At 63.9% G+C, this 18,314-nt stretch carries 9 protein-coding genes; 1 reads left to right on the top strand and 8 read right to left on the bottom strand.

The window, feature by feature from the left end:
- Positions 1-44 precede the first annotated feature (44 nt).
- The 5 genes from HG800_RS12100 to HG800_RS12080 form a co-directional block, all read right to left on the bottom strand.
- Positions 45-1,091 (bottom strand): DUF1559 domain-containing protein, encoded by a 1,047-nt coding sequence (locus HG800_RS12100; RefSeq protein ID WP_169976892.1) that lies wholly within the window; start codon positions 1,089-1,091, stop codon positions 45-47.
- Between the two features lie 750 nt (positions 1,092-1,841).
- Positions 1,842-4,685: a M16 family metallopeptidase gene (locus tag HG800_RS12095; protein ID WP_235963639.1), complete on the bottom strand. Its 2,844-nt coding sequence runs from the start codon at positions 4,683-4,685 to the stop codon at positions 1,842-1,844.
- 186 nt (positions 4,686-4,871) lie between these two features.
- Positions 4,872-5,255 carry a nuclear transport factor 2 family protein gene (locus tag HG800_RS12090; protein WP_169976891.1) on the bottom strand — a complete coding sequence of 128 codons (384 nt, stop codon included), beginning with the start codon at positions 5,253-5,255 and terminating at the stop codon, positions 4,872-4,874.
- 256 nt (positions 5,256-5,511) lie between these two features.
- Entirely contained in the window at positions 5,512-6,282 is a 771-nt protein-coding gene (locus tag HG800_RS12085; RefSeq protein ID WP_169976890.1) for a hypothetical protein, read from the bottom strand.
- Between the two features lie 139 nt (positions 6,283-6,421).
- Positions 6,422-9,793, bottom strand: a complete 3,372-nt coding sequence (locus HG800_RS12080) for a S41 family peptidase (RefSeq protein WP_169976889.1) — start codon at positions 9,791-9,793, stop codon at positions 6,422-6,424.
- Between the two features lie 326 nt (positions 9,794-10,119).
- Here HG800_RS12080 and HG800_RS12075 point away from each other — a divergent pair, with 326 nt between their 5' ends.
- A complete protein-coding gene (locus HG800_RS12075) occupies positions 10,120-10,914 on the top strand; it encodes a 2OG-Fe(II) oxygenase (RefSeq protein WP_169976888.1) in 795 nt (264 codons plus the stop codon).
- Between the two features lie 224 nt (positions 10,915-11,138).
- Here the strand turns inward: HG800_RS12075 and dnaE are convergent, their stop codons facing one another.
- The 3 genes from dnaE to HG800_RS12060 form a co-directional block, all read right to left on the bottom strand.
- A complete protein-coding gene (gene dnaE / locus HG800_RS12070) occupies positions 11,139-14,687 on the bottom strand; it encodes a DNA polymerase III subunit alpha (protein ID WP_169976887.1) in 3,549 nt (1,182 codons plus the stop codon).
- 491 nt (positions 14,688-15,178) lie between these two features.
- Positions 15,179-15,481 carry a type II toxin-antitoxin system prevent-host-death family antitoxin gene (locus HG800_RS12065; RefSeq protein WP_235963638.1) on the bottom strand — a complete coding sequence of 101 codons (303 nt, stop codon included), beginning with the start codon at positions 15,479-15,481 and terminating at the stop codon, positions 15,179-15,181.
- 175 nt (positions 15,482-15,656) lie between these two features.
- The gene (locus HG800_RS12060) at positions 15,657-17,594 is read right to left on the bottom strand and encodes a serine/threonine-protein kinase (RefSeq protein WP_169976886.1); all 1,938 of its coding nucleotides are present in this window, start codon (positions 17,592-17,594) and stop codon (positions 15,657-15,659) included.
- Positions 17,595-18,314: the final 720 nt, after the last annotated feature.

Genomic DNA, 18,314 nt, shown 5'->3' with positions numbered 1-18,314 from the left:
CGACTCTGCCTCGAAGGCATGCCCTTCGCAGACGTCCGAACCGCTCAGAACTGGTCTGCGCTGATTACCTCGCCACCCTTGCGCGTGGTCAAGGCCTGGTAGACCGGAATCCGGGCCCCCGGAACAAACCGGTAATGACGGACCGAGCTATCCCAGGCCGTGCCGACCGGATCTCCCGTCGCGGGGTCAATCGTCCAGGAGTCGATCGTGTCCTTCAGGAACTTGACCGACCCGTCGGCAAAGGCAAACATCGCACCGCCGGGGTGAAAGCTCGATGCCTGACGAGGAAAGGCGCTGCTCAGCCCCGTAATCCCTCGACGATGCGGGTTGATCGGGTGGTACGACTCGAACATCGTGTCCTGGTGGAATCCCGAGTTCCAGAAGTGATATGAGTTGATGGACGCGGCATCAAGATACGCGTGCCCGTGCTCTCCCATCACGATGGTGTTGCTTGTACCGTCGCGAATATCAGCCATGGAAACGGTGGAATCGTGGAAAATCACGCCGTTCAGGCTGTTCTTCCTGCCGGCATACAGGGCACCGTCGGCGCTCGGGCTGAGGCGGAGGTACCACGTTCCCACACTCGCCGCATAGCTCGTGTACGCCTGAGGGACCACGGTTCCCGAAGGAACGCGGTAAATCCCGGTAATCCCCTGGGTATTCGACACCTCTCCATCGCTGGGGCACCACAGCACCGAGTTACCCGCACCGGCAACCGTCGTATTCTCGCCGTGGATCCAGCGCAGGTTGAAGTTCATCGAGTTGTACACATTCTGTTGCTCGATGTAAGGCGCCAGACGGACGAAAACGCTGGTGTTCTCTCGCGTGAGCGTGGCCGAAGGCCAGTCTCGGACATTCAGGGCACTGGCCGGGAACACCGAATTGACATCAACATAATTGTGCAAGGCCAGTGCAAGCTGCTTCAGGTTATTCGTGCACTGGGCACGCCGCGCGGCCTCACGCGCCGACTGAACAGCAGGCAAGAGCAACGCAATCAAGACGCCGATAATGGCAATGACGACCAGCAGTTCAATCAGGGTAAACGCTCGTCGCTCTCGCGAGCGATCGGCGTGCTTCAGCAAGATCCTCATGGTCAGGATATCCTCTCAAAATAGGCGATCAGGGTGGGAACGAATCGAACGAATGCAAGTCAGCGATGCCACGGTAGCCCAGAGCCTGAGGGGAGAGGAGGAGGAGAGGTAGGCCCAGCGCGGTTCCGAGAAAAGGATCAGCGATCGCTTGGTGGGAACGTACGGACCGCTGTTAGCGTTCACCGCCTTCAGAGGTTTCTCGCGTGCTCGGGTCAATCGGGGCAGGGGCCTCGGGTTCGGCCTCTTGACCTCGAGGATCGACCTTAACGGTGCCCGCCTCGAATTGAGGATTATCACAACCAATGCTGAGACCCAGGCTCGCGATTCCCAGGCTCATCAGCACCGCAGTTTGAAGCTTTCGACTCCAATCGTTTCGCATCAGGTCCTCTCAGGACATGGTGAAGGTTCACGCTTGCTCAAGATCATCGAGCGGGGGTCGACGCATCTCGCGACCGGCAAAGCCCGGCCGATCGCTCAACACGCGCGCCCGAGACATCACGAGGCGAACGGCTCGACCCTTCCAATCACGGTTGGAAACGTCGATCAATCGATTCGTTCGGAGCAAGCTGAGGTGAATGATTCGAAAGATCAAGGATCAGAATCATTCCTCGGGCTGCCATCCAACGCAGAGCAAAGGGCAGCGTAGTTTTTTACCGAATTACACGTTCAATAACAAGGGTGTCGAACCGTGCACTCCCGTCAGAGCGCACGGTTCGGCCACCCCGTGGAACCAGATCTCGGCTCGTTCGATTAGCGCTCCTCACCCGCGCCCGTGGCGGCAGGCTCGACGGGGTTGCCGTCGGGGTCAAGCTGCGTCAGGGAGGGAACGAAGGGAAGCTCCTCCAGCGAGGAGGCGATGGCATCAACGTCTCCAACGACCAGCAGGGTCATGCGGTCGGGGATCAGGTGTGTTTGGGCGGCCTGCTGGACCTGCTCAGGAGTGACGGCTTCGACCTTGTCCTGATAGGTGGTGAAGTAGTCGTCGGGCAGGTTGTAAAGCACCAGATCCACCACCTGAGAGGCCACGCCGCCGGTCGTCTCGAAGTCGCCGGGGAAGCCAAGGATCAGTCGGCCCTTCGCATCGGCCAGTTCCTTCTCGGTCACGGGGCGATCGCCTCGAATCTCGGTCAGCTCCTTGTACAGCTCAACCAGAGCCGGGGCCGTGACGGCCGTCTGAACCGAGGTGCTGGCCGAGAAGGGGCCGGGGCCTCGTCGGAACGAGAAGGAGGTCCGGGCGCCGTACGTGTAGCCCTTGTCCTCGCGCAAGTTCAGGTTGATCCGGCTGGAGAACTGGCCGCCGAGCACGGCGTTCATCAAGGTGACCGGGAAGTAGTCGGGCGTATCACGCGAGAGACCGATCTGGCCAACCGCCAGCACCGATTGCGCCGACTCGGGACGGTCGACCACGTAAAGCGTATCCTTCGGAGCCGGCTCCGGATTCGGAAGCGAAAGTGAAGGGGCGTCGCCCGCCTTCCAGTCGCCGATGGCTGCCTGGCCGAGCCGTTCGATGATCGCATCGGCCGTCGTGTCGCCGACGACGATCAACGCCGCATTGTTCGGCCGGAACAAACGGGAGTGGAACGCGACGATATCCTCTCTGGAAATCGCCGGCACCGTCTCCAGCGTTCCGGAGACCTGGCGGCCGTACGGGTGATCGTCTCCATAGAGCAGGCTCGGGAAGACGAGCGAGGCAATCCCCTCGGCACTATCCCGGCGACGGAGCAGACCGGAAAGGAGCAACGCCCGCTGCCGTTCCAGGTCGCTCTCGCGGAAGGCAGGATTCAGGACGACATCGGCAAACAGCGCCAAGGCCGCGTCGGTATGCTTCGTCAGGGTCGAGAGCGAGACGCCCATCTGCTCCATGCCCGCCGAGGCGCTGATCGACGCTCCGAGGCGAGACAGCTCACCGGCTAGTTCCTGGGCGTCTCGGGTCGCCGTCCCTTCGGTGAGCAGGTTTGCCGTCAGCTCGGCCACGCCGTCCTGACCTTCGGGAACGAGCGTGGCCCCTCCCTTGACTACCAGCTGAAGGGTCAGGATCGGCAGTTCGGGGCGGTTGACCACCAGCAATTCCAGGCCGTTGTCGAGCGTCCGACGCTCAACGGGAGGCGGCGAGAACTCAGGGGCGTCGCCCAGGGTCGGCATGATCGAGCGATCGAATTCCTCGACGATCGGCTCATCATCCGGCACGATTTCGACCGGAGCAGCGTTGACGAAGACCTCGGGGGCCCGCTCGGTCGGTGCGCCGGGGGTCACGTCCATCCGAACGCGGTTGGGGGTCAGATACTTCTGAGCCACGCGGCGGACATCGTCGGCACGCACGTCAAAGAGCTTCTGCAACTGTTCCCGATACGCGAGCGGATCGCCGAAGGCGACGTTGTTGGCATTGAAGAAGTCGGCCCGCGTACCAACAGCCTGAAGCCCGAAGATCAGGCTGCTCTCGGTCGTGTTCTGAGCCTTGATCACCTCGTCCTCGGTCGGGCCGTCTTGCTGGAGTCGCTCGATTTCGGCCTCAATCCGGGCGGCCAGGTCGTTCAGGTCACTGTCGGGTTTGCCCGTGGCGATCACGTTGAAGGTGCCCGAGACCGCCCCGGTGCTGTGGTACGCGAACACCTGACTGGCGACCGACTCATCATAGATCAAGGCCTTTTCCAGGCGGCTTTCCTTGTCAAGCTGACCGAGCACGGCGGAAAGCACGTTAAGCGCTTCCTCGTCCTCATGGCCTTCGGGAACGGTCGGCCAGGTCAGGTAGAGGCGGGGCAACGAGACGCGGTCGGTGATCGCCAGATTCACCGGGGCCTCCAGCTCGGGAACCTGTTGCGGGGTCCGCTCGACTTCCGGCCCTTTCGGAATCGCGCCGAAGTAGCGTTCGACGAGCTGCTTGGCCTCGGCCGGGTCAAAGTCGCCCGCAATGCACAGGCTGGCGTTATTTGGATTGTAATAGGTACGGAAGAAGTTTTTCACATCTTCGAGCGAAGCGGCCGACAGGTCCTCCATCGAGCCGATGACGCTATGGTGGTACGGGTGTCCCTCGGGGTAGAGGGCCGCGAGCATCCGTTCGGAGACCTGACCGTAGGGGACATTATCGACTCGCTGCCGGCGCTCGTTCTTGACCACGTCGCGCTGGTTGTCGAGCGACTCCTGGGTCAATGCGGGCAGCAGAAAGCCCATGCGGTCGGCTTCGAGCCAAAGCGCCAGTTCCAGCGCGTTGCTCGGGACCGTCTCAAAGTAGTTCGTCCGGTCCGTCGTCGTGCTGCCGTTGATCCGGGCGCCGAGCGGTTCGAGCGGGGCGAAGTACTCGTTGTTGTAATTCTCCGAGCCCTGGAACATCAGGTGCTCGAACAGGTGAGCGAAGCCGGTGCGTCCTTCGGCTTCGTTCTTCGAGCCGACCTTGTACCAGATGTTCACGGCGACCACTGGCGTCGTGTGGTCCTCGTGAAGGATGACCTCCAGGCCGTTGGGCAAGGTGTAGGTTTCGACCTTCAGGTCCGGAATCTGGGGGGTCCTCGGCTCGTTCTGAGCAAAGCTCAGGGTCGAAACCGACGCGACCAGGGCCAGGGTGGCCATCGCGAAAAGGGAGGCGTGTCTTGGGTGCATCTCGGTGGTGCTCTGGGGGTGCCGAACGCAGAGGCCGATGCTTCGGTGCCGAGCGGGTGCAGACGCGCATCGGTTGCCAGGTCTCGGTGATTCACGAGACGGAACGAAGACCCTATCTTGCCCCTTTACCCCTTCGATCGTCCAGAGCAGCCGACCGAGGATCGCCCCCGATGGTCTCTTTCCCTGTCACGGTGAGTCGAGGGGCTGGATGGGGGTCGCCTGATCGTGAATCAAGACCCACCGGCTGCCCTCTCGGGCAAAGGCGAAGGTGTGGAACGCGCGTTGCAGCCACCGATCGCGGTCGGGAGGCTCATCGCGGTACGTCACATGCACAATCGCCAGGCCCAGGGCGTCGCACTCGGTCAATTCTTCGAGCCGGGTCTCGATCGTCCAGGTCGAGGACGCGAACCAGTCACGGTACAGGGCGACATACTCGTCGACCGAGCGAAGGCACCGGCCATCGGGCCGAATCAGCGTCAGCTCCCCCTCAGGGAGCGTCATCATCAGAGAGGGCAGATCACGCGACTTGATCGCGCGGAGATGCTCCTCCAGCGATTCTCGAAAGGTCATTGCATACCACTCCTGCCTCGGACCGAAGACGGTCCCGGGCAGTCGGAACGTTTTTATTGAACTCGATAACCCAGGATGTCTGATCGACGAAACCGCAAATCCCGGGCCAGGCCTTGCTCCCCTTCGAACCAATCCTCCCGACACTCAGAAACCAGGGCGACCTCGGAACGAAAATCGGCCGAGGAGCTGTGAGCTCCCCGGCCGTTTCTGCAACATCCCAGGCTTGAGCGTGCTGGGGCCATTGGCCGTCGATCGCTCAGCGAGCGCCAGCGCGGTTCTTGATGGCCTCGGGAATGGCGAAGGTGCCTTCCGGGAAGTCCACGCCATGCTCGACGGTCTGGATCGTGGTCTTCACCTCCTGGCCAAGGAGCACCTCGGTGCTGACGAACGGAATCTTCAGGCCGTCGACCTCTCGGTAGTCGCTCACGATCGACTCGACCGGAATCTCACCCATCGGCGACTCGACGATCCGGCGAGACTTCACCAGCAGACCCGAATCGACGGCATAGAACCGCGTTTCGACCCGACCCTCCTTCGGGGTCATGGCCACCACGTAGCACTTGGTGCCGTCAACCTCCATGATCTCCTTGGTCTCGGCCGCTTCGTAGTAGTCCTGCCATTCGAGGTCAGAGTAAAAGGCTGCCTCACGCAGGAAGGCCGCCTTCTCAGCCCCTTCGAGGACCCGCTCACCGCTGACCGGGTTGATCTCATAGGCAATCGTTCCATCGGTGCCTTGCAAGAATGTGCCGACGTTCTCCAGTTCCAGAGACGTCTTCATGCTGTTCGGAGCTTGCTGCTCAAGGCTTAGCTTCCCCTTCAAACCGGCACCAACGAACTCAATCGTGCCGGTGACCTTGCGGGTGCTCAGCGCCTTGTAGGCCGCCTCGCCTCCTGTGGCCTCGATCGACTTCGCAAGCACCTCCTCCGCCTTGGGCAGCGCGTCCTGCCCGACGGCGGGAGACACCGTCGCAACCAGCAGCCCCAGAGACACCAGGCGGAGCAGGGGGGGACCGTAATTCAGAGTCATCGACGTGAAGACCTTTCTCGAGAGTCAAGAAACAGGGTAAGGGAGGATTGGTGAAACTGAGAACGGGGGGGAGGACCGACGTCCAACGGACGAGGGCCGGACCTCACTCCGAGCGGTCCGAGCGACAAGAAACGGAAACTCACCGTTCGCTCGCCTTGCGAAGCTCGGGTTGTGGCTGGTTCTTCGCTTCAGAGACGTCTTGCTTGAGTCGCTCGATCGCCTCGGCCAGCTGGCGATCGTCGCCTCGGGGCCATTCGCCGGGCTCGGGCCAGATGATCACATCGGGCACGGCGCCGTTGAGTTCCATGTCTTCACCGGTTCCGGCCACGTACCACCCTCGGAACGGGAGACGAAGGGTGCCGAGGTCCATGATCGAGGTCGCCCCCGTGCTGACCACCCCTCCGGCCGTCGGCACGCCGACCAGTTGCCCTCGGCCGAGGGTCTTGATCGCGTGGCTGAAGATCTCGGCATTGCTGAAGCTGTTCTGGTTGCAGAGCACGACAATCGGCCGAGACCAGGAGGCAAAGACCTTGCGATCCTGAGGATAGCCCGGGTTCCCCCCTCGGGGAACGGTGATCGCGTGAAATGGCTGCGTCAGGCTCGTGAGCAACAGGTCGGCCGTCGAGCCGCCGCCGTTCTCCCGAACGTCGATGATCAGCCCCTCCTTGCCCGCGGCGGCCGAATACAGCTCTTCCTGGAACTTCGAGAAGCTCGCCCCGTTCATCGCCCGGATGTGCAGATAACCGAGTTTCCCTTCGCTGGCCTCCTCCACCGCCTGACGGTTCCCCTTCACCCAGGCGTCGTAGAGCAACGCTCGGGCCGCGCCAAAGGAAATCGGCCGCACGGTCACCGAGCGTTCCTCCCCTTCGACGTTCTGGACCATCAGCGTGATGTCTCGGGCCAGGGGGCCGTTGAGCACCTGGGTCAGGTCCATGTCGGGATCAACCGTCTGGCCGTCGATGGCGACGATGAGTTCTCCCGGCTTGATCGCCGATCGGGTCTGATCAGCCGGACCGCCCGGCACCACATCGCGGACCTTCAAGCCCGGGCCCTTGTGCTCAGGATCGAACCGCACTCCGAGGTGGGCGGTCGAGATGCTCCAGTCCCCCCGGAGGGGCTCGATCGTGTCGTTGCCCCTCGGCGAGAAGCCCAGGTGCGAGCCTTTCAGCTCACCGAGCATCAGGCGAACGACCTCGGCGAACATCGACCGATCGACGCTCGACGCCGCCAGATCCAGGTACTTCCGCCGGATCGCGTCCCAGTTGCGGTTGTTGAGGTTCTCGTCGTACCACCGATCTCGCATCGTTCGCCAGGCCATGTCGAAGGCCGCGCCGTACTTGGCTGCCCGGTCGAGTTCCTGCTGGGCCGAGAAGGTGGACTTCGACACCGAGTTGCCCGACCCCGCGATGCTCGTCGGAACTCCTTCCAGATTACCGACAATCAGATCGCCTTGTTTCAACCATCGAGGATCGCCCAGCGTCTCGCTCGACAATCGCTTCGGAGCGAGTTCCCCCGTCGGCTCAATCGTGTACGTCCCCGACTGACCGTCGATGTTCGCCCGGAAGGCCAGCCGCTTCGAATCCGGAGACCAGAACAATCCCCCTTCCGACGAGTTCGGAATCGATACCCGGCGAATCCGCTCGTGGATGTCGTCGAAGTCGATCACGACCTTCGGAGTCTCCTCCTTCTCGTCCGATTCGTCCGACTCCTTCTCCTCGTCCTCCTCGTCGGAATCCTTCTCCTCGTCCGTCTCGTCGTCGGGCGTGCCGTTGGCCTTTGGCGTGTCGGCCTTGCCGTTGGGGCCGCCGTTCTGCTTCCGGGCCTTGCGGATCTTCTCGATCGCTTCCTCGATCGTCCGGTCGCGGCGGCCCAGTTCGTCATCCTCACGGCGGAGGAAGACGAAATGAATGTCCACCTCGCCATCGACCTCCCGATTTCCGCTGAAGGCCAGAATCTTCCCGTCCGGAGACCAGGCTGGGTTGCCGTCGTTGCTCGGGTGCTTCGAGACGTTGAACGGTTCCTGAGAACCGTCGATCGGCACAATCCAGACGTCGGCGTTGAACTCGTCGTCGTCTCGGGCGAAGGCGATCCACTGCGCATCGGGCGACCAGCAGAACTGAGGGGCATTCCAGCCTTCGAGCATCCGCTTCGGATTCGAGCCGTCGGCGTCCATGATCCACAGGTCGCCGTTGCCCTTCACAAAGGCGACCTTCGACCCCTCGGGGCTCCACTCCAGCCGAGACTCAACAGCGGCATCCTGCGTGACTCGTTCCAGGTCAAACGCCGAATTCTGCCACCAGAACAGCTCGTCGTCGGTGCGGGTCGCCCGCCAGAGGTCGGTTTGCCCTTCGGTGTCGCTCACGAACAGGATCGACTCGCCATCAGGCGCAAAGACCGGCGACCGCTCCTCCTCAGGAGTGCTCGTCACCCGGACCGGCTCCTTCAAGACCGTGTCCATGACCCACAGATCCCCCCCGGCGATGAAGGCGATCTCCAGGCCATCCTGAGAAAAGGCGACCTCCGAGGCGCGATCGAGGCTCACCCGGCTCAACTCAGGCACCAGGGCCGCGGCCTCGTGCTGGATCTCGATCTTCGCCGGCTTCGGCCGATCGGCGGTCGGATCGATCCGGTAGAGATCGAACAGGTGCCGAAACACCAGGGTCGAGCCATCGGCCGAGAGGGTCGGGAAGACGACCGAGTCGTCATCGAAGCTTGTCAAGGCCCGGTCCTCGCCTGATTCGAGCGCGTGCTCCCTCAGGTTCAAGGCCCCGTTGTGCTCGGCCACGTAGTAAAATCCCTCGCCGTCGGGCTTCCAGAGCGGCCAGCGGGCCCCCCCTTCGGGATCAAGCACCTTGGTGAACGCGCCCGACTCCCGATCATAGCTCCAGATCTGGGCGTCCTGCGATCCGCGATACCCCTTGCGCCACCAGGCCACCCCTTCCCGAACAAACAGCAAGGTCGATCCGTCGGGCGAGAGCGATCCCTCCGAGCCATAGGCGTCGAACAACGGATGCTCGGCCGATCGCTCCTCGGCGTTGATCAAAAAGAACCGCTCGGCGTGCCTCCAGAAGTGGTCCCGCGAGGCATTGACCAGCAATTGCCGGCCGTCGGGCGACCACCCTTCCAGGCGGTAGCCCTCGCTATGAGCCGTCAAGGGGACCGGAACACCCCCCGAGGCGGGCATCCGATAGACCTGCCGGCCGTCTTCGCGGTCCGAGACGAAGGCGATCGTCTCCCCGTCGGGGGAAAAGGCCGGTTCGGTGTCGAGGCCGGGATGGAAGGTCAGCCGACGCGCTGTTCCTCCTTCGGTCGAAACGGTCCAGAGATCGCCCGCCCAGGAAAACACCAGGGTCTTGCCGTCAGGAGATAGCGCAGGCGATTCCGCCAGTTGGATCGGCTTCGAACCATTCGCCCCCGCCGAAGCGGCCCCCCCAAGCAAGGCTCCCAGAAGGGCGAACCACCCTATCGCAATCGACCGGATGGATCGGGACGCAACAACAGACACCGGCATGGCCTCTTCCCTCAACGATGCTTCACGCAATGGTGCTTTGGCGGATCGCCCATCTTACCGAAAAGGACCGACGAGGATCAGCCCCCGTCCTGTTCCTTTGTCCGACCGTCCCTATCGATCCGGCACCGGGCTGACGACCCGGGAGGAAACCCGAATCACTTTGACAACCGCCGACACCGCGAATTAGGCTTGAAGTCGGCCGTCACCAACGGTGGGGCAGCGCCGTATCCCTGATCAATCGGAGGATGCGGGAGATCGGTCCCTCCCCCAATCCTGTCCCGACTCCGTTCAATCCTCGATCTCTGGCACCACGAGCCATCACATCCATGAGCATCAAGCCGTTCGACCGCGACGCCCTTCGCGATCGCGTCCGCAACGCGACCCCCTTCCCGAGCCTCTGCATCGATGGCTTTCTTGAGGAAGACTTCGCCAATCGGGTGCTCGCCGCCTTCCCGACCTACGAAGAGGCCTCGTCGATGGGCCGCGAGTTCGCCGCCCTGAACGAGCGCGGCAAGGTCCAGCTCACCGACTCGTCGAAGTTCCCCGAGCCGATCGCCGAGCTGAACCGCCTGCTCGCCTCTCCCGAGTTCCGCGACGATCTCTCCTACATCTTCGAGATCCCCGACCTGCTCGACGATCCGAAGCTCGTCGGCGGCGGAATGCACCAGACCGGCCCCCAGGGGCACCTCGACGTTCACGTCGACTTCAACTACATCCGCGACCGGAAGCTGCACCGCCGCCTGAACATCCTGGTCTACTTCAACAAGGACTGGAAGCCCGAGTGGGGCGGCAACGTCGAGCTCTGGGACAAGAAGGTCAAGGTCTGCCACCACTCCTTCTCGCCGATCTTCAACCGCTGCGTGATCTTCGCCACCAGCGAGATCAGCTACCACGGCGTCACCGCCGTCAAGTGCCCCCAGGGAAACACCCGCAAGTCGTTCGCCGGTTACTACTACACCGAGCAGGCCCCCGAGGGCTGGGACGGCACCATCCACACCACCATCTTCAAGGCCCGCCCCAACGAAGTCCTCAAAGGCAAGGTCCTCATGCCCGCCGAGAAAATGAGCCGATGGGTCCGCCGCACCCTCCACGACGCCAAGAAGCTCATCAAGAGCAAGTAAGCCCTCTCCCTCGCCGATCAAGGACGCGAGCGGCCTCCCGACGTTCCGCGTTTCTCTTGGCCGCCCGCTCCCAACCCTCGCCCCCCTCGCGGGGGAGAGGTGGCCGTAAGGCCGGGTGAGGGGGATCCCTGCGACGCTCAAGAGCCTGGCTCCGTCTACGCCGTCTTTATTCTCACTCGGCAAAGGTCGAACGAGGAAGCATCACCGCAACCCCCTCCCGACCCTTAACCCATCGAGGGCGGCGCCGCTGCCCCTCGGTGGCCGAGCAAAAAGACATTCCCGGCCCCGACGGTCGACTCCAGGGCGGCGATCAACGCATCATCATGCCGGACCCGCCACGACGCCCCGGCGCGGAAGATGGCCCGGTGGGCGTTGGGCAGGCCGAAGACCTCGAAGTAGACCTCCAGGTTCCCCTGGTACTGACCGAGCACCCGGCCGAGGCGGTCGAGTTCCTGATCGCCGTGCGCCCCCTTGTTCAGCCGAACGACCAGGCCCCGGCACAGCTCGGCCCCGGCCCGTTCGATGGGGATGATCCGGCTGACGATCAGCTCGGCCGGCTCGCGCTGGCGGCTAAGCTGGCCCCGGACGAAGCAGATCAGGTCGTCGCGCACCAGGTCCTGCTGCTTGGCGTACTCCTCGGGCCAGAGCATCGCCGGGGTCGAACCGGTCAGATCCTCGACCGAGAGCTTGGCCATCCGGGTCAGGCCCGATCGGCTCTTCTGCACGTTGCGCGGCTTCACCCCGGCCAAAATGCCGCCGAGCACCACCTCGACCTTGTCAGGCAACTCGGCGAGCTGGGCGACCGTGTGGGTGCGGAAGGCCTCGATCAGCGCCTCATGCCGCGCCAGGGGATGGCTCGACATATAAAAGCCCAGCACTTTCTTTTCCTCGGCCAGCCGCTCGGCGTCGGACATCTCGGGAACGTCGGGCAGGCTGGTGACGATCGTCTCCGGCTCGGCCACGGCGACGGCGGCATCGAAGGCGTCGAACAGGCTCTTTTGCCCTCGCTTGCGGTCTTCCTGCCGGGCCTGTCCCCCCTGGACCGCCCGAGGGAGCACGGCCAGAAGCTGGCTGCGACGGGCGCCCAGCGTGTCGAACGCACCGGCCTTGATAAGGATTTCCGTCACCCCCTGGCCGACGTCCTTCGACGGCACCCGCTCGCAGAAGTCATCCAGACTGGTGAACGGGCCTCCGGTCACTCGGGCCTCGACGATCGTCTCGACCGCCTTGAAGCCGACCCCCTTGATCGACCCGAGGCCGAAGTGAATCGTCTTCTCCTGATCGGCCGGGCGGAAGCCGACAACCCCTTCGTTGACGTTCGGCGGCAGAACCGCCAGACCCATGCGTCGGCAATCGTCGATATGCTCAACAAAGAACTTTTCCCGCTCCGAGCCGTCCATCTCGGACGTGAGTACGGCGGCCATGTACTCGGTCGGGTAGTGGGTCTTCAGGTAGGCGGTCTGGTAGGCGACGAGGGCATAGGCGGTCGAGTGGCTCTTGTTGAAGCCGTAACCGCCGAAGAACTCGATCAGATCAAAGATTTCTTTGGCTTTTGCCTTGTCGAGCCCCCGCTCGACCGCGCCGAGCATGAACGCCTCTCGACCAGCCGCGATCACGTCGGTCTTCTTTTTCGAGATCGCTTTAATAGTTGCGTACGCTTTGCTCAGCTCGATGCCGCCCAGCCGGTTCAAGATCCGCATGACCTGTTCCTGGTAGACCATGATCCCGTAGGTCTCTTCCAGGACGTCCTTCATGACCGGGTGCGGATAGTCGGCCGCCTCCCGGCCGTGCTTCCGGTTGACGTAGCTATCGACCATGCCGCCGTTGAGCGGGCCGGGACGATACAGGGCGTTCGTGGCGATGATGTCCGCGAAGCGGTCGGGCTTCATCTTGATCAAGAGGTCGCGAATGCCGGCCGATTCGAGCTGGAAGACCCCCTTCGTCTCACCTCGCTGCAACAGGGCGAACGTCTCGGGGTCGTCCAGCGGCAGGGCGTCGAGGTCAACCGGGTTGTCCGGGTGCCGCTCGTTGATCATCGTCACGGCGGCGGCCAGGCTCGTCAGGTTCCGCAGTCCGAGGAAGTCGACCTTCAACAGCCCCGCCTTCTCGACGTCCCCCATGTCCCACTGGGTCGAGACGACTTCCTTGCTCTTGTCCTTGTTCGGGATCTTCTGCAAGGGGCAGAGGTCGCGCAGGGGGCGGTCGGCGATCACCACGCCCGCCGCGTGCGTGCCGACGTTGCGCACCGTGCCTTCGAGCCGTCGGGAGAACTCGATCATCCGGCCGATGTCGGGGTCGCGATCCGCCTCGGCCCGCAGGGCAGGCTCCTTCTTCAAGGCCTCGTCGAGCGTGATGTTCAGGACGTTCGGCACCAGCTTCTTGACCGTCTCGACCTTCGCGAGGGGAATCCCAAGGGCCCGGCCCACGTCGGTCATCGCCGCCTTGGCCTTGAGCGTGCCGAAGGTGCCGATCTGCGCCACGTTGTCGCCGCCGTACTTCTTGCGGACGTACTCGATGACCTCGTAGCGCCGCTCCTGGCAGAGGTCGATGTCGATATCAGGCGCCTCCGATCGATTCGGGTCGAGAAATCGCTCGAAGAGCAGGTCATACGTCAAGGGATCGACATGACTCAGCCTCAGGGCATACGCCACCAACGCCCCGCAGGCCGAGCCTCGAGCGGTGGTGGGAATCCCCTGCTCGTGGGCGTAGCGGACGAAGTCCCAGACGATCAGGAAGTAGGCCGAGAAGCCCATCCGGGCGATGATCCCGAGCTCGTGGTCGAGCCGTTCCTGCGCCTCGGGCGGGATCGGGTCGCCGAAGCGCTCGCGAAGGCCCGCCTCGCAGACCTCGCGGAGGTACTGGTCAGGGGTCTTCCCCTGGGGAGGGTCGAAGGCGGGGAAGCAGCGCTTGCCGAGGCCGAAGCTCTCATAGTTCGGCTCGACCGACTCGGCGATCCGCTGTGTCAGGGTCAGCGCCTCGTCGAGCCCTGGCATCGCCGCGCTCATCTCCTCGGGGGAGCGGACGAAGTACTCCTGCGAGTCGAATTTCAGGCGGGTCGGGTCGTCGAAGGTCTTGCCCGAGCTGACGCAGAGCAAGACGTCGTGCGACTCGGCGTCCTCCCGGGTCAGGTAGTGAGCGTCGCTCGTGGCGACCAGCGGGAAGCCCCTGCGGCGGGCGAAATCGACCGAGCGCTCCAGGTGCTCGGCCTGGACGTGGTAGCCGTTGTTCTGGATCTCGACGAAGACGTGTTCAGGTCCGAAGATGCGTTGATACCAGGCAACGAGCTTCTCGGCCTCCTCGACCCGGTCGTTGAGGATCAGGTCGGAGTACTCGGAGGAGACGCAGCCGGTCAGGCAGGTGATTCCCTCGGCGTGGCGTTCGAGGATCTCGTGGTCGATCCGGGGTTTGTAGTAGTACCCTTCGAGGAAGGCCAGCGACGAGAGGCGGATCAGGTTGCGGAACCCCTCGCCGGTGCGGGCGAGCAGGGTCAGGTGGAAGTAGTGCTTTTTCTTCTGGACCCCGCCGGCACTGCGGTCAGTCCGGTGGCGGGGGGCGACATAGGCCTCCATGCCGACGATCGGCTTGATGCCGGCGGCCTTCGACTCGCGGAGGAACTCGACCGCCCCGTACAGGTTGCCGTGGTCGGTCAGGGCCAGCGACTCCATCCCCAGGGCCTTGGCCCGGCGGGTCAGCTCGGGCAGGCGAGAGCCGCCGTCGAGCAGACTGTAGTGGCTGTGGCAGTGCAGGTGGACGAAGGGCGGGGCGCTGGGCATCTCGCTCTCCTCGGGCGGATCGCGGTCTCGGACGTCGGGGGGGGGCCGGACGGGCGGTCGCTCGGCTCGGTCGGAAGGAGGGCAACGGACCGATCGGCGAATCATCGGCAGCAAGAAATACTGTACCGACGAACACACAAGAGTGTACCGAAAAATCCGGGTTCCGGCCAGGCGCACGGACGTGTCGCAAGGACGTCCGTCCAGTTCCATCGTACCCGGTATCGGCTTGGCGACGCGGTCAGCTTCGGAAAGCTCGCGGAGCGGAGGTCGGGTCGTCGCGGTGGGGCAGGATCGCAAGGGTTTGGCGAGGCAATCCGATGGCGCAGGGTGACGGGCCACCGAGCGAGCAAAGGGAGGAGGGAGGAGGGCCGAGCCCCGGGTCAGCACTTAGGAGGCGGATGCCACCTCGTGGAGGGCTCGGGGGGCGCGGCGGTCGGGCCGGGCGTGGCCGAAGCCACGCCGCGGGTCGACCGCAATCGCAGGCGACGACATTAGACGGAAACCAGTTCGGCTTCGGGCTCGACCACCGTCTCACCTTCGGGCGTCTCGTCGTCCGAGTCTCCCTTGCCGAGTCCTTGAACCAGGGCGCCCAGCTGAAGGGCGAGCAGGCGATCCGAAGGGGTCTGACAGCGGAGCAGTTCGAGGAACGCCTCGGCTCCGATGATGACCGCCTTGGGCTTGCTGTGGATCGTCAGGACATAGCGGTTGTCGTTGTCTTCGAGGGATTCGAGGACCTTCGGGAGGTCTCGGTGCAGCTCGCGGCTGCCGATGAAACGAACGCGGGACTGGGGCATGTCATCCTCGTTGCCGTGGTGTGGCCAGGAGAAGGCCAGGAGCGGAACGTCCGGGTAGAGCGGAAGGGGCGTTCCTTCAACCTCGCGATATGCGAGTTGAATCGTATCCAAGGACCCCCGACCCGTCAATCGAGTCTGAGGCGAAGTTTTCGAGACTTTCTCGGAATTGGATCATTCAAGGCCCGTCGGCACCGTCTCCGGGACGCTCGGTCGGGCCGCTGCGATCCGGGTCGCGGCCCTCCGGGGTGGGAGCGGGAACGTCGGACGAGACCGGCAAATCCGGGGCCTCCGAGGTGGGCTCGGGGCGAGATTCCGGATCGATCGGGGGCTCGGAAGGAGCCACGATGGGAACCTGCGCGTCGGCGGTCGGCTCCTCAAGGCGGTCGAGCACCGCCTGGGCGTTGGCGATGAGCTGGAGGAACTCGCGATCCCCCTGAGCCGGCGTCGCATACGATGTGATCAATTGATGAAGCTGTGCGAGCGCGGGTTCCGATAAACCGTTACGCTCGTTGATCAGAGCCTGCTGATACAAATTCAAGGCAATCTGTTTCTGTTCGCGCAGCGACTCCATCTGCTCTTGCCAGCGTTGCTGGCCGAGCAAGAGCCAACCCCGCTCCTCGGGATCGTTGCGGCGGGCGAGTTCCTGGGTAAACCGCTGCCACTGGGTGGCGATCAGGGCGTGCTGTTGCAGGCGTTCGAACGGAACGATGTCCGACAGGACCGTCTTGTACAGGGCCTCGACCGGGCGATTCTCTCGGGGTCGGCCCAGGGGGGTTGGGCTTGCCAGCTGGACGGCGCGGCCCTCGGCCTCGTCCAGTGCAATGCGGTCGCGCCATTCGGCGAACTGCTCGCCGTAGGGGTGGTCGGGGAAGCGCCGCTCGATCGGTTCGACCGCCTCGCTGAAGGCACGTTTCCAGTCGGGGCGGCTGTCGGACTGCATCAAGGTTTCGGCTCGGGCGTAGAGCGTCTCCATGCTCGGTGGCCACATCAGATAGGTGACCAGTCCGATCAGGGCGACGAGGGCGAGGGCGAGCCCTCCGGTTTCGAGCCGTCGCCGTCGTCGGAGGTCCGGATCCACGTCTTCGGCGGCGACCCTAGCCCGGGCCCTGGCTTTGGCCTTCGACGTTGACTTCGATTTCGACGAGGTGCGGGAGCGGGAGTCGCTTGCGGCGGGGGCCGAAGCGGACGAGTCGCCGTTGTGTGAGAGTAGGACGGTTCCTCCCGCGTTGGCGACCTTGGCCCGGGCGCGATCGAAGGCCATCTCAACCCGATCGCCGCGCCGATGCCGTTCCCGGAGTTCTTCGAGCTGATAGGCCACCTGCGCGGCGTCCCAGGCCCGATCGCTGGGGGTCTTCGCCATGAGGCGGACGACCAGGTCGTCGAGGGCTCGGGGAATGTCCGGGTTTTTCTCACTCGGCCGGGGGGGAGGCGTGTTGAGGTGGGCCTGCATCAGGACGACGGGGGAGTTGCCCACGAACGGGGTCTGGCCCGTCAGCATTTGGTATAGCAGGCAGCCGAGGGCGTAGAGGTCGGTGAAGTGGCTGATCGGGATCTTGCCGTGGATCTGCTCAGGGGCCATGTAGGCGACGGTGCCGAGGGTGCGGCCAGTCTTGGTCAGGTCGGTCGTCGCGTCGAGATCCTTGGCGATGCCAAAGTCGGTCAGCTTGAGCTGGCCGTCCTTCGTCAGCATCAGGTTCGAGGGCTTGAGGTCGCGGTGCACGACCTGATGCTCGTGGGCGAACTGGAGCGCCTGGCAGAGCTGAATGCCCAGCTCGACCACCTCCTCCCAGGGCAGAAAGCCGCGACGCTCGATGACCGAATCGAGCGGCTCTCCTTCGACGAACTCCATCGCGTAGTAATAGATGCCCTGGGCCTTGCCGTGGGCGTAGTAGCGGACGATGTTCGGGTGGCGCAACTGGGCCAGCAGCTCCGACTCGCGCTGAAACCGCTTCAGCGCATTGTCGCGCGCAAGATACTCGGCCGAGATGATCTTCACCGCTGCGGTGCGCGTGCGGCCATCCTTGAGGTGACGGGTGGCCTTGAAGACCTCCCCCATCGCCCCGGCACCAATCTTGCTTTCGAGCTGAAACGAGCCAAGCCGCTGGCCGATCATGGAATCGAGACCTGACGCGATCGAAGCGAGAATCGGACGGCGAAGACTTCCGGATCGCATCCCTGCACACACGATTCCCCGAACATCGCCGCCAACGAGTATAACGGCCGATCGGGTTAGGGAGCGACCCCCTTGCCCGGGAAATTCCTGGATGGGTGACGTCGCGAGGGAAGGCAAGCCCGCCTCGGTGTCCGTCCAGAGACGCTCGGAGGCCTCCTCGATCGTCCGGGCTCCCCTTCCTCGGGACTGCTGAGCCAACGAGGCGGTCTCTCGATGCGCCGGGTGCGCGGCTCGGTGCGCCTGTCGGTGCGCTGAGGGGTCATCGCGGAAATGGTTGATGAAAAGGGACTTACGCTCGATTCGATCGTTCGTTTCGGGAATCGGGACCCGCGAGCCGTGAGGGGGGGTCGACGGTTGGAGGTTGTCGGATCGCGTGTCCAAGGCGGGACGGTGAGTTGCCGCGAGGCTTGCGTCGGTGCGCCGCCCATTGCGCGGGCTGGTGCGCGGAACGACATACACGGAAACCATTTCAGGAATAGACGTTGCGAAAAAATCGAGCGTTCGTTTCGGGAAGTGTTCGTGGCGGGGCGGTCGCTGGATAGCCAGAGTCCGGGGCGTTGAGGTTCGCAGGGACGGACGCACCGGGTGCGCTGCCCGGTGCGCGGGGCGTGCGCGGTTCGGTGCGCCAGGGATGAAATGCGAAGACGGTTTCATTGCAAG

This window comes from Tautonia rosea (assembly GCF_012958305.1).
Taxonomy (GTDB): Bacteria; Planctomycetota; Planctomycetia; order Isosphaerales; family Isosphaeraceae; genus Tautonia; species Tautonia rosea.
The sequence above is the reverse complement of the archived record's forward strand: the minus strand, read 5'-3'. Positions and strand labels throughout refer to the sequence as shown.

Excerpts from the sequence above, each read along its gene's own strand:
- HG800_RS12100 (WP_169976892.1), bottom strand. The coding sequence starts at position 1,091 with ATGAGGATCTTGCTGAAGCACGCCGATCGCTCGCGAGAGCGACGAGCG.
- HG800_RS12095 (WP_235963639.1), bottom strand. The coding sequence starts at position 4,685 with ATGCACCCAAGACACGCCTCCCTTTTCGCGATGGCCACCCTGGCCCTG.
- HG800_RS12090 (WP_169976891.1), bottom strand. The coding sequence starts at position 5,255 with ATGACCTTTCGAGAATCGCTGGAGGAGCATCTCCGCGCGATCAAGTCG.
- HG800_RS12085 (WP_169976890.1), bottom strand. The coding sequence starts at position 6,282 with ATGACTCTGAATTACGGTCCCCCCCTGCTCCGCCTGGTGTCTCTGGGG.
- HG800_RS12080 (WP_169976889.1), bottom strand. The coding sequence starts at position 9,793 with ATGCCGGTGTCTGTTGTTGCGTCCCGATCCATCCGGTCGATTGCGATA.
- HG800_RS12075 (WP_169976888.1), top strand. The coding sequence starts at position 10,120 with ATGAGCATCAAGCCGTTCGACCGCGACGCCCTTCGCGATCGCGTCCGC.
- dnaE (WP_169976887.1), bottom strand. The coding sequence starts at position 14,687 with ATGCCCAGCGCCCCGCCCTTCGTCCACCTGCACTGCCACAGCCACTAC.
- HG800_RS12065 (WP_235963638.1), bottom strand. The coding sequence starts at position 15,481 with ATGCCCCAGTCCCGCGTTCGTTTCATCGGCAGCCGCGAGCTGCACCGA.
- HG800_RS12060 (WP_169976886.1), bottom strand. The coding sequence starts at position 17,594 with ATGATCGGCCAGCGGCTTGGCTCGTTTCAGCTCGAAAGCAAGATTGGT.